The sequence below is a fragment of the Butyricicoccus sp. AM32-19 genome, from assembly GCF_003480365.1.
In the GTDB taxonomy this organism is placed as follows: Bacteria; Bacillota; Clostridia; order Oscillospirales; family Butyricicoccaceae; genus Agathobaculum; species Agathobaculum butyriciproducens.
The window spans coordinates 32,671-44,157 of record NZ_QUIX01000022.1 but is presented as its reverse complement, the minus strand read 5'-3'; the positions used below and the strand labels follow the sequence as shown (position 1 = coordinate 44,157).

Below are 11,487 nucleotides of genomic sequence, written 5' to 3'. Positions count from 1 at the left end.
CTCCCGCGGCGAGTGCCGCAGTCCCCGCCGCGGAGGCGGCACGTTCCCCGCACGCCGCAGCGTGCGAAATCCCCGCCCGGAAATGGCGAACCGCCTGCGCGGTTCGGGCACACCGCAAAGCCGGTGCCTGCGACCGCTTCGTTATCCTCGAAAACGCCCTTTGCCTTTCCCACTCGGCGTGCTATAATTGATACATAAAGGTGGCGAACGCGCGTGAAACTGCTGACCAAGAACCAACTGAAGATTCTTGCGATCGTGTGCATGACGATTGACCACATCGGCGCGGCATTTTTTCCGCAGGCGGTGTGGCTGCGCGTGATCGGACGGCTGGCGTTTCCGCTGTTCTCCTACTGCATCGCAGAGGGCTGCCGCTATACGCGGAACAAAGCCCGCTACTTCGGCAGCGTGTTCGCGTGCGGCGCAGTGTGCGTTATTGCGTTTCTGCCGTTCGGCAGCTTCTACGGCAACGCGCTCATCACGCTGAGCCTGTCCATTTTGCTGCTGTACGGAGTCGAGACGTGGAAAAGCAGCGGAAAACTGCGCTTTCTGGCATTGACAGCCGCGCTTGCCGCCGTATTTTACCTGCTGTGCCGGACGGTTCCCATTGATTACGGCTTTGCGGGCGTGCTGCTGCCGCTGTACGCGGAAATCGGGCGGCTATTCTGGGAGCGCGTGTTCGCCGGCATTCCGCCGGTCATCGGCGAGCGGCTCGGTTTTGCGATCGGTCTGCTGGCGCTTGCCGGTGTGATGGGCGGCGTGCAGCGCTTCTGCGTGCTGGCGATCTTCCCGATTTTGCTGCTCGGCAATGAGCGCGGCAAATGGGAGATGCAGCACTTTTTCTATATTTACTATCCCGCCCATCTGGCGGTCATCGGCGCGGTGCAGATGGCGCTTGAAGCCGCGGCAGGATAACCGCTCGAACAGTGGAAGTACAGCGGAAATTGTGGTATAATAGCCTCATTCGGCTATTATAAATGATTGAATGGCGTATACCACCAGTGGCATAAAAATTTACGTTAAACTTAACGTTTAGCAGCCACTGTGGTATACTATATATAATGTATCAATGAGCGAGGAAAATACACATGAAAATCATGGTGATAGACGGCAACAGCATATTGAACCGCGCGTTCTACGGCATACGGCAGCTGACCAACCACGAGGGACTGCCCACCAACGCGGTTTACGGCTTTCTGGCTACGCTGTTCAAACTGCAGGACGAGGAGCAGCCCGACCGCACCATCGTCTGCTTTGACGTGAAGGAAAAAACCTTCCGCCACCTCAAATTCGACACCTACAAGGCCACCCGCAAGGGCATGCCGGATGAACTGGCGGCGCAGCTGCCGATTACAAAGCAGGTGCTCGATGCGCTCGGCGTTACCCGCTGCGAAAAGGCGGGCTTTGAGGCGGACGACCTGCTCGGCACGATCAGCCGCCGCGCGGACGAGCACGGTGACACCTGCGTGGTCGTAACCGGTGACCGCGACAGCCTGCAGCTTGTCGGCGGCGGCACGACCGTCATGCTGGTCTCCACCCGTATGGGACAGACCACCTACCAGACCTATGACACCGCCGCCTTCCGCGAGAAATACGGCTTTGACCCGATTCGCCTGATTGACCTCAAGGCGCTCATGGGCGATTCGTCGGACAACATTCCGGGCGTGCCCGGCATCGGTGAAAAGACCGCCATGCAGCTGCTGCACGACTTCGGCACGCTCGAGGGCGTGTACGCGAATATCGAGGACGAGCGCATCAAAAAGGGTGCGCGCACCAAGCTGCAGAACGGCGAGCAGTCCGCGAAGGACAGCTACTGGCTTGCCACCATCGACCGCAACGTGCCGCTCGACCTCGATGTGGAGCACCTGCCCGCGCAGGACATCGACGAGACCGCGCTCTACGACCTGCTGACGCGGCTGGAGTTCAAGAATTTCATCAAGCGGTTTGACCTTTCGGGCGAGAGCGTGTCCGCGCCGCGTCTGCCGGAGCTGAAAACAGAACGAGTGGAGAATGTGCTCGAAGCGTTCAACTTAATGGATTCGCTGACCGACTGCGACCGCGTGTACGCCATCGTGCCGGAAACCTTAGGTGCAGTTTGCCTGCTGGACGGTGACACGGCGCACATCCTGTTCGCGGAGGCGTTCGGTGACGCGTGGAACGACATTCTGTGCCGCCTGTTCGACGGCACGCTGTCGCTCGTGCTGCACGATGCGAAGGCCACCGTGCGGGCACTGCTGCAGCGCGGTATGGACCCGAAGGGCATCGTGTTTGACACCGCCATCGCGGCGTACCTGCTCGACCCGACCCAGTCCGGCTACGACCTGCCGCGGCTCGCGCTTGCGTACTGCAATGCCGAGCTGCCGGAGCTGGATTTGGACGATCCGGCAGCGGTTTCACTCCTCGGCGGTCAGGAGGACACCGAGAAGGCCGTGGCGCAGCATGTCGGTGCGCTGCGCGCCATTTACGCCGAGGCGGCTGACCGGATCGAGCAGCTTGGCATGCGAAAGCTGTACTACGAAATCGAGCTGCCGCTCCTGCGCGTGCTGGCTGAGATGGAAGCGGCGGGCTGTGCGGTCGAGCCGGATGAGCTGCGTGCCTTCGGTGACAAGCTGGACGTGCGTATCCGCGACCTGACCGAGCAGATTTATCATGACGCGGACGGCGAGTTCAACATCAACAGTCCCAAGCAGCTGGGTGAGGTGCTGTTCGAGAAACTCGGCCTGCACGCCCCGAAAAAGACAAAAACAGGCTATTCCACCAACGTTGAGGTGCTTGAGCGTATCGCGGAGGACCACCCGATCGTGCCGCGCATCCTCGAATACCGCAAGCTGACCAAGCTGAAAAGCACCTACGTTGAGGGACTTCTCAAGGTCATCAGCCCGGCGGACGGACGCATTCACACGCATTTTCAGCAGACCGTGACCGCCACCGGACGCCTGTCCTCGACCGACCCGAACCTGCAGAATATTCCGGTCCGCACCGAGCTTGGCCGCGAACTGCGCCGCATGTTTGTCGCACCGGACGAAAATCACGTCCTGATCGACGCGGATTATTCGCAGATTGAACTGCGCGTGCTCGCGCATATCTCGCAGGACGAGCACATGATCGAAGCCTTTAAGCACGGGCAGGATATTCACGCCGCAACGGCTGCCAAGGTCTACCATGTGCCGCTTGAGGAGGTCACGCCGCAGATGCGCTCCTCGTGCAAGGCGGTCAACTTCGGCATCGTGTACGGCATCTCGGATTTCTCGCTCGCGCAGGACATCGGCGTGACGCGCAAAGAGGCGGGCGAGTTTATCAAAACCTACCTTGACACCTATCCGGGCGTGAAGAAATATATGGAGGACATCAAGCAGACCGGCAGGGAGCAGGGCTACGTTACGACCCTGTTCGGCCGCCGCCGCGCGCTGCCCGAGCTGAAGAGCAAGAACTTCAATATGCGCTCGTTCGGTGAGCGTGTTGCGATGAATACCCCGATTCAGGGCACCGCCGCGGATATCATCAAAATCGCCATGGTCCGTGTCCGCGACCGCCTGCTGAGAGACGGTCTGCAGAGCCGATTGATTCTCCAGGTGCATGACGAACTCATCCTCGAGGCACCGAAGGACGAGCAGGAAACCGCCATGCACCTGCTCACCGAGGAGATGGAGAACGCATTCCGGATGGATGCTCCGCTGGTGGCAGAGGCCAAGGCGGGGCACAGCTGGTACGATGCGAAATAGTTTGCTGCCCCGCCCTGCGAAACAGATTCCGAATTAGAGAAGGGATAAAATGGACACCATAATTTTTCTTTGCACCGGCAACACCTGCCGTTCCCCGATGGCGGAAGGCTTATTCCACGCACATAACGGCGAGGAAAAGACCGGTTTAACGGCGGCTTCTGCCGGATTATACACCGAAAACGGCCTTCCGGCTTCCGCGAACGCGGTTGCCGCAGCCGGAGAACGCGGCGCGGATATTTCGGCGCACCGCTCGCGTCAGCTGACCGCCGAGATGGCCGAAAACGCGAAGTATCTGGTCTGCATGACCGGCGCGCACTACGACCGGCTGTGCGAACTGTTTCCGGACTGCGCGGACAAGATTTTCACGCTGCTGCCCGAGGACATTTCCGACCCGTTCGGCGGCGATCTCGCCACCTACCGCCGCTCTGCTGCCGAGATCGACAAGGGCGTGCAGGCGGTCATCGAGAGCCTGAGCCGATGAACATTGTCGTGATGCAGGAGCGTCATCTCGCGGCGCTGGCGGAGATCGAGCGCGCGTGCTTTCACGCGCCGTGGAGCGAGAACATGCTGCGCGAGGAGCTGGGCAAGGGCATTTTCCTCGTGGCGGAGCAGGACGGCAGAACGGCGGGTTACGTCGGCTGCCAGACCGTGCTCGACGAGGGGTATATTACCAATGTGGCCGTGTCGCCCGATCATCGGCGGCAGGGCATCGCGCGGGCGCTGATTGCCGAACTGACAGCGAAAGCCGGAGAAAACAAGCTGGCGTTTGTGACGCTCGAGGTGCGCGAGAGCAATGCGCCGGCGATAGCGCTCTACACCGGAGCCGGATTTGCGCCGGTCGGAAAACGGAGGAATTTTTACAGCAATCCCACAGAAAACGCGGTTTTAATGACGATTTCACTGATTTGAAGGAGGATTTTGCCATGCTGGAGCTTCGCTTTGTTGACGCGGAAAACAGAGATTTTCACGACCTGACCGCTGCGCTGGACGAGTATTATTTCATGCTCGTCGGTGAGGTGGAGAAGCGCTACGCCAAGTACAACCTGCCGCATCTGTTTGACTGCCGCATCGTCGCATACGAGGACGGCAAGCCCGCAGGCTGCGGCGCGTGGAAGAAGATCGACGAGGGGACATTCGAGGTCAAGCGCATTTACATCGCGCCGGCGTTCCGCCGAAAGGGCGTTGCGAGCGCGGTCATTGCGGCGCTCGAGCAGGACGCGGCAAAGCACGGCTTCACCAAGGCCATCCTCGAGACCGCCCGCACGACCGAGGATTCGGCGGCGCTGTACACCAAGCTCGGCTATCGCGTCATTCCGTACTACGGCAGTCCGGCGGGCGCGGAAAACTGCCTGTGCTTTGAGAAAAATTTAGGAGATTAACCATGAAAATACTTGCAATCGAGTCCTCGTGCGATGAAACGGCGGCAGCCGTCATCGAGGACGGACGAAAAATCCTGTCGAGCGTGGTGGACACACAGATCGCCACGCACGCGCTGTACGGCGGCGTTGTGCCGGAAATCGCGTCTCGGCGGCACATGGAGGCGGTCGTGCGCGTGACCGAGCAGGCGCTCAAGGACGCGGAAATGGACAAGCACGACGTGGACGCGGTTGCCGCGACCTGCGCGCCCGGACTGATCGGTGCGCTGCTCGTCGGCGCGAACTTCGGCAAGTCGCTCGCCTTTGCGATGAACAAGCCGTTCATTCCGGTGCACCACATCCGGGGACACATTGCGGCTACTTATCTGGCGTATCCGGAGCTGAAACCGCCGTTTTTGACACTGATCGCGTCCGGCGGTCACAGCGAGATCGTGATGGTGAAAAGCTACACCGAGTTTGAAATCCTCGGCGGCACACGCGACGACGCAGCAGGCGAGGCGTTCGATAAAGTCGCCCGCGTGCTCGGTGTCGGCTATCCGGGCGGCCCGAAGATCGACAAGCTGGCGCAGGACGGCGACCCGAAAATGTACAAGCTGCCGGACTCGCACATCAAGGATGCGCCGCTGGATTTCTCCTTCTCGGGACTCAAAACGGCGGTCATCAATCTGGCGCACAACGCCGAGCAGAAGGGCGAAACCATCGACCGGAACGGTCTCGCGGCCTCGTTCTGCGCGGCTGTCGTGCATACGCTCGTGCCGCGGCTCGAGATGGCCGTCAAGCAGACGCATGCGCGGCGCGTTGTGTGTGCAGGCGGCGTGGCAGCCAATTCGTTCCTCCGTGCGGCCCTGCAGGATATGGCAAAGCGCGAGCACGTTCAGCTGTTCATGCCGCCGCTGCAGCTGTGCGGCGATAACGCCGCCATGATCGGCAGTCAGGCGTATTATGAGTATCAGGCGGGCACCCGCGGCAAAACCCTGCAGAATGCCTACGCCACCGCGGATATCGGAAAGAATATCTGCGATTGAGATGGATTGAGCATGCACTTCGTCTGCATAGCAAAACCCCGGCCGTCCCTTTTCCCCTTTGTGTTGATGGGGTATAACTCCGGTGATTTCACTAAATCACGCACATAACCGATACTGGATACCAAAAAAGATGCCGAAGGCAGCTTCGGCATCTTTTCATGCCTCGAAAGAAGCACAAAAATATTGTATGATACAAAAGAATTCTCTCTTTTCAGAATTGTGTACTTATGGGAAATGAGCTTATAAATATACATTGCAAACAGCAGACATCTATTTTATAATCAAATATAAAAATCGAAATTTATAAAGGAGAATATTGATGAAATTATTTTTATGTTCGCACTTTTCAAGTGTAGGAAGTCTGATAAAGGAAGAAATTGAAAATAAGAAAGTCGCATTTATTCCAACAGCTTCACTGCGTGAAGGCTACACCGGTTATGTCGGCTCGGCTCGAAAATTATTCAAAAAGTTGGGAGCGATCGTAACTGAAATTGATATTTCAACGGAGGCTTATTCAACGATACAGTCTGTTTTTGAAGAAGCAGATGTGATATATTTTACCGGCGGAAATTCTTTCTTTCTTATGGACCAGCTCCGTAAAACGGGAACTGATGGACTGCTGAAAAAGGAATTGGCAAATGGAAAATTGATGATCGGTGAGTCGGCAGGCGCAATTATATGCGCTCCAAGCATCCAATATATCGAGCAAATGGATGAAAAGCCGGAGGACTACTCACAAGAAGATGATGCAGGGATTGATTTGATTGATTTCTATGTTCTTCCGCATTATCTTACAGCACCATTTAAGAAAGTTACCGAGAAAATAATGACTGAGTTTTCGGATTTGAATCTATGCCCAATTAACAACCGTCAGGGAATTGTAATTGATGGTGAAGATTCAAAGGTTATTTGCAACGACTAATTTGAAAATTCCAGTTTGTTGAACTGAATAGCATATTCTGACCGATAGGAGCAAGGTTAAAACCCACCTTGCTCCTTTTCCTATGCTTAGAGTTCCGTCAAATCGACGGAGGGATTGGCGGATAGGCTTATATCAACACAAAAGGTAAAAGGGAACCCCGGCCTTGTCGCTTGACAAAGCCGGGGCTGCTCGGGTATAATATACCCAAGAGGACACTGTTCAGCAGTCAGACCCTCAGTCATCGAAATTTGTTATGATGACCGTTCGTGAGTCAGACGAGCGGTCATCGCGCTTTTATACAGAAGATGTACAGCAGGATTACTGTACATACGAAAAGCTGAAATGCCTTTTTCCGCATTCGCGCCACCTCCTTCCTGCCGCAGACAGCGGGAAAGGAAAGAGGGTCTGACCGCTATGTGAACTTGTCCGTTTCGATTATAGCATATACAATCGAAATCTGTCAATAAGCCGCCTTTTGGGGCGGTTTTTTGCATTTCATGACAGAAAAAAGACGGATACATGCGTCCGTCTCTTGCAGCAAAAAAATAAAAACCGTCTGAAAAGACGGTTGATTGACACAATATGACACGCATGCTATAATCAAAGTGCAAACGGTGAAAAAAGGTTGTTCCTCCCTCGATAAAAAGGGAGGTGATCCGGATGTCAATTTCCGAAACACTGCTGTTGTTTCAGTTGATCACCACGATCGTCTTTGGTATCTTAGGATACATAAAGAAATAACCGCCCCGTAACCGGAGCGGCGTTTCCTCAAACACTTAACTATGGGGAACGACCGCCCGTTACCAGCAGGCCGCCGTTTGTACTTAAGATTATAGCGCAGAGTCTCGGCTTTGTCAAGCGACAAGGCCGGGACTCTGTTGTTTACGCGTTATACGAAATCAGTCCAAGCTGCATTTTCCAGTCGATGACGCGCACGGCGGAAGCGTGAATCTGCGACTCAGGAATCGTGCCGTCCTGTACGGCAGCAAGCACGGCGTTGTACTGGGTCTCGAAATCCGACGAGGTGAGCATATCATTGCCCGCCTGTACGGCAAGCACCGCCGCGTTTTCGCCGCCGGTGTAATCGCGGATGGCGTCCATGATGAGGTCATCGGTCAGGATTACGCCGTCAAAGCCGAGTTCCTCGCGGAGAATGCGGTGCACCTCGGCTGAGAGCGACGCCGGCCGGTCGGCGTCCATGCAGTTTACCACATTATGGCTGACGAGAACCGACTGCGCCCCGCTCGCAATGCCCGCCTGAAACGGCAGGAAGTCCGACTGCCGGAAGGTGTCCATCGGCCGCTCGTCAATGGCGATGCCGGTGTGCGTATCCGCGTTATTGCCGTAGCCGGGGAAGTGCTTGAGCACCATGCCGGTCTTATCACTGACCATCTGCGTAACCACCGTGCGGACGTATTCGCCGGTCTGCTCGGCGTCCATGCCGAAGCTGCGCGCGTAAATGAAATCGCTCGGGTCGGTCGAAACGTCGCACACGGGCGCAAAATTAACATTGATACCCAAATCGCGCAGCAGCGCGTCCTTCTCGGCGGTGTCGCTCGTGATGCGGTCAAAGCCGCCCTCGCTGTACAGCGCCTGCGGTGACTGGAATTTCGTGTCGCGCAGATTCGGGTTGGAGCTGACGCGCACGACCGTGCCGCCTTCCTCGTCCACGCCGATGAGCATGGGCGTTTTTGCGGCATTCTGGTAGGCTGCGATGGTGTTTGCGACGGATTCTTTGGTCTGGCCGTCAAAATCGCGCGCAAACAGCAGATAGCCGCCGATGTCGTACTGCGCGGTCAGCGCCGCCGCGTCGGTCTCCGGACAGCGCACGAAGAACATCTGCGCGACCTGCTCCTCGAGCGTCAAGTCGTCCGCATATTGCTCCGCCGCCGTCCGGCGGACCTCCTCCGGCGTGGGTTCCGGCTCGGGCTGCTCGACGGTCGGCGCGGACGGCGTTTCGTCCTTTGCGGCGGTGTCCGTGCTGCCGCAGGCCGTCAGTCCGGCGCAGAGCAGACCCAGCAGCAGCGCAAGCATTCGTTTTTTCATGTGTATCACCTCGTTTGCCTACATTATACAAGAGAGCAGGGGAGTTGTAAAGCATAGGGTGAATGTGGTAATATTACAAAGTAGGAGTTTGAGGGCAGGAGGATGCGTGAGAGTGGAGAGCGTGTCACTCGTCAATGATCTGCACCTGTGCAGCCGCAGGGGCGAACAGCGTTCGCCCACAAAACGGAAATCCCTAATCCTGTCATTGGTTCTACACAAGAAAGGGTGTTCACTGTGAACATAACCATACTCTATCCGCACAAACGGAAAACCAAATCGTCCACCTACGGCATTGCACAGATGGTGCTCGACCGCCTGCTTTCGGGCGGCACGCTGCACGAATTTTATCTGCCGCAGGATATGCCGCATGTCTGCGCGGGCTGCTATGCATGCATGAACGGCCGCGAGGACAAGTGCGGCGGGCACGAATACATGCAGAAGCTCATCGCCGCGATTGATGACTCCGAGCTGATCATTTTCTGTGCACCGACCTATGTTTACCACATTCCGGGGCAGGTCAAGACCCTGCTCGATCACTTTGCGTACCGCTGGCTGGTGCACCGTCCCGACCTGTCGCTGATGTGCAAGCAGGCGCTCATCATCACGACCGCGGCGGGCGGCGGCATGAAATCCACCGTCGGGGATTTGCGCGACAGCATGAATTACTGGGGCATTGGCCGCACGCACGTTATCACGCAGGCCGTCTGGGGATATGACTGGAGCAGCATGCCCGAGAATTTCATGCACAAAATTGAGCAAAAGGTAGAGAAAACGGTTTCTGCCATTCGGAAAAATGCCGGAAATGTCACGCCGTGCGCGAAGGTCAAGGGATTGTTTTACATGTACCGCCTGTTCCATAAAAAGCGCAAAATGAATCCCGTTGACGACGAATACTGGTATCAAAAAGGCTATGTGACGGGGAAACCTTGGAAAAGAGGACGATAATGGCAACCACAAAAGAATTTCTCGCGGAAATATTAGACCGCCTGTCCGGACTGGACGGCGTAACGCATCGACCCATGATGGGAGAGTACATACTCTATTACAATGGCAGAATCGTCGGTGGAATTTACGATAACCGACTGCTGGTCAAACCGGTCAAAGCTGCGATAAGCTGCCTTCCGGATGCGCCTTATGAATTTCCGTACGACGGCGCAAAACCCATGCTGCGGGTGACGAAAACCGACGATGCCGCCTTCCTGCAGAAGCTGCTGCGTGCCATGTATGACGAACTTCCGGCACCGAAACCCAAGAAGAAAAGCAATAAGGAGTGAAAAACATGCACACCATCGGACGTTTTGCACCCAGTCCGAGCGGCCGCATGCACCTCGGCAACGTGCTGTGCGCGCTGCTGGCATGGCTGAGTGCGCGGCAGCAGAACGGCGAATTTCTGCTGCGGATTGAGGATTTGGACGAAATGCGCTGTCCGCGCAGCTTCGCGGATTTAATTATCGACGACCTGCGGTGGTTAGGGTTAGACTGGGACGGCGAAATCCCGTATCAGTCCGAGCGCACGGCTGTTTACGAGAAATACGAGGCGATTCTGCGCGAAAAAGGTCTGCTGTACCCGTGCTTCTGCTCGAGAGCGGCCCTGCACGCCGCAAGCGCGCCGCACCTGTCGGACGGCAGGGTGGTCTACGCCGGAACTTGCCGCGATTTAACACCCGAGCAAGTGGCCGAAAAGCGCAGAAAGCGTGCGCCTGCAACGCGCGTGCGCGTGCCTGAGCGAACCATCACGTTCACGGACGGCGTGTACGGCGAGTATACCGAAACGCTCACCGAGGAGTGCGGCGACTTCATCATCCGGCGGTCGGACGGCGTGTTCGCGTATCAACTGGCGGTCGTGGTGGATGACGGCCTGTCCGGCGTGACCGAGGTCGTGCGCGGGCACGATCTCATCGGCAGTACGCCGCGCCAGATCTGGCTATATGAGCTGTTCGGCTTCACACCGCCGAAATTTATCCATATCCCGCTGCTGTGCGACCATGACGGGCGCCGCCTGTCCAAGCGCGATAAGGACCTCGACCTCGGCCTTCTGCGGGAGAAATTCACACCCGAGCAGGTCATCGGTGCACTCGCCTGTGCCGCAGGACTGACCGACACCACAGAGCCGGTCTCCGCGAAGGAACTCGTCAAAGCGTTTTCGTGGGAGAAGATCCCGAAGCACGAACTCTATTTGCCGAACGTGTTCCGAGATATCGAGAAGAATTGAGAATGAAAAATGGAGAATGGAGAATTACCGTAAGGGTTTTCCGTTCTCCATTTTTGGTTTATTGGGTGTTATTTCTTATATCCTTTGCACGATTTATGCCGTAGGGTGCGATAAGGTAAAGTCTAACATCAATTATAATTCGCAGGTGCCATCCGTAACAACGCGCAAACGAGTTGCGCGACACAGA

The 11,487-nt window shown here is 56.7% G+C and carries 11 protein-coding genes; 10 read left to right on the top strand and 1 reads right to left on the bottom strand.

Features of this window, described 5'->3' with window-relative positions; genetic code table 11:
- Positions 1 to 213: 213 nt before the first annotated feature.
- The 7 genes from DW806_RS14075 to DW806_RS14045 all read left to right on the top strand — a co-directional run bounded on the left by DW806_RS14075 (position 214) and on the right by DW806_RS14045 (position 7,042).
- Positions 214 to 912, top strand: coding sequence for a TraX family protein (locus DW806_RS14075; RefSeq protein WP_118730349.1), 699 nt, complete (start codon positions 214 to 216; stop codon positions 910 to 912).
- Between the two features lie 173 nt (positions 913 to 1,085).
- Positions 1,086 to 3,719, top strand: coding sequence for a DNA polymerase I (gene polA, locus DW806_RS14070; protein ID WP_118730348.1), 2,634 nt, complete (start codon positions 1,086 to 1,088; stop codon positions 3,717 to 3,719).
- Positions 3,720 to 3,768: 49 nt separating this feature from the next.
- Complete coding sequence (locus DW806_RS14065) at positions 3,769 to 4,200, top strand: arsenate reductase/protein-tyrosine-phosphatase family protein (RefSeq protein ID WP_118730347.1); 432 nt, start codon at positions 3,769 to 3,771, stop codon at positions 4,198 to 4,200.
- Entirely contained in the window at positions 4,197 to 4,628 is a 432-nt protein-coding gene (rimI, locus tag DW806_RS14060; RefSeq protein ID WP_118730346.1) for a ribosomal protein S18-alanine N-acetyltransferase, read from the top strand. Before DW806_RS14065 ends, rimI begins: the two co-directional genes overlap by 4 nt.
- Before the next feature lie 14 nt (positions 4,629 to 4,642).
- The gene (locus DW806_RS14055; RefSeq protein WP_118478498.1) at positions 4,643 to 5,098 is read left to right on the top strand and encodes a GNAT family N-acetyltransferase; all 456 of its coding nucleotides are present in this window, start codon (positions 4,643 to 4,645) and stop codon (positions 5,096 to 5,098) included.
- Between the two features lie 2 nt (positions 5,099 to 5,100).
- Positions 5,101 to 6,120, top strand: a complete 1,020-nt coding sequence (gene tsaD, locus DW806_RS14050) for a tRNA (adenosine(37)-N6)-threonylcarbamoyltransferase complex transferase subunit TsaD (protein WP_118730345.1) — start codon at positions 5,101 to 5,103, stop codon at positions 6,118 to 6,120.
- Positions 6,121 to 6,439: 319 nt separating this feature from the next.
- Positions 6,440 to 7,042, top strand: a complete 603-nt coding sequence (locus tag DW806_RS14045) for a Type 1 glutamine amidotransferase-like domain-containing protein (RefSeq protein ID WP_118730344.1) — start codon at positions 6,440 to 6,442, stop codon at positions 7,040 to 7,042.
- 882 nt (positions 7,043 to 7,924) lie between these two features.
- On the opposite strand, the gene DW806_RS14040 is transcribed toward DW806_RS14045, so the two are convergent.
- Positions 7,925 to 9,088, bottom strand: coding sequence for a glycoside hydrolase family 3 protein (locus tag DW806_RS14040; RefSeq protein WP_118730343.1), 1,164 nt, complete (start codon positions 9,086 to 9,088; stop codon positions 7,925 to 7,927).
- Positions 9,089 to 9,322: 234 nt separating this feature from the next.
- Between DW806_RS14040 and DW806_RS14035 the strand changes: the two genes are divergently transcribed.
- Genes DW806_RS14035 through gluQRS form a run of 3 tightly spaced genes read left to right on the top strand, consistent with a single transcriptional unit; the run spans position 9,323 to position 11,300 of the window.
- Positions 9,323 to 10,033, top strand: a complete 711-nt coding sequence (locus tag DW806_RS14035) for a flavodoxin family protein (RefSeq protein WP_158578392.1) — start codon at positions 9,323 to 9,325, stop codon at positions 10,031 to 10,033.
- On the top strand, positions 10,033 to 10,362 hold the full coding sequence (locus DW806_RS14030; protein WP_118730341.1) for a TfoX/Sxy family protein: 330 nt from the start codon (positions 10,033 to 10,035) through the stop codon (positions 10,360 to 10,362). The genes DW806_RS14035 and DW806_RS14030 overlap by 1 nt, the downstream gene beginning before the upstream one ends.
- Positions 10,363 to 10,367: 5 nt before the next feature.
- On the top strand, positions 10,368 to 11,300 hold the full coding sequence (gluQRS, locus tag DW806_RS14025) for a tRNA glutamyl-Q(34) synthetase GluQRS (RefSeq protein ID WP_118730340.1): 933 nt from the start codon (positions 10,368 to 10,370) through the stop codon (positions 11,298 to 11,300).
- Positions 11,301 to 11,487: the final 187 nt, after the last annotated feature.

Excerpts from the sequence above, each read along its gene's own strand:
- polA (WP_118730348.1), top strand. The coding sequence starts at position 1,086 with ATGAAAATCATGGTGATAGACGGCAACAGCATATTGAACCGCGCGTTC.
- DW806_RS14065 (WP_118730347.1), top strand. The coding sequence starts at position 3,769 with ATGGACACCATAATTTTTCTTTGCACCGGCAACACCTGCCGTTCCCCG.
- rimI (WP_118730346.1), top strand. The coding sequence starts at position 4,197 with ATGAACATTGTCGTGATGCAGGAGCGTCATCTCGCGGCGCTGGCGGAG.
- DW806_RS14055 (WP_118478498.1), top strand. The coding sequence starts at position 4,643 with ATGCTGGAGCTTCGCTTTGTTGACGCGGAAAACAGAGATTTTCACGAC.
- tsaD (WP_118730345.1), top strand. The coding sequence starts at position 5,101 with ATGAAAATACTTGCAATCGAGTCCTCGTGCGATGAAACGGCGGCAGCC.
- DW806_RS14045 (WP_118730344.1), top strand. The coding sequence starts at position 6,440 with ATGAAATTATTTTTATGTTCGCACTTTTCAAGTGTAGGAAGTCTGATA.
- DW806_RS14040 (WP_118730343.1), bottom strand. The coding sequence starts at position 9,088 with ATGAAAAAACGAATGCTTGCGCTGCTGCTGGGTCTGCTCTGCGCCGGA.
- DW806_RS14030 (WP_118730341.1), top strand. The coding sequence starts at position 10,033 with ATGGCAACCACAAAAGAATTTCTCGCGGAAATATTAGACCGCCTGTCC.
- gluQRS (WP_118730340.1), top strand. The coding sequence starts at position 10,368 with ATGCACACCATCGGACGTTTTGCACCCAGTCCGAGCGGCCGCATGCAC.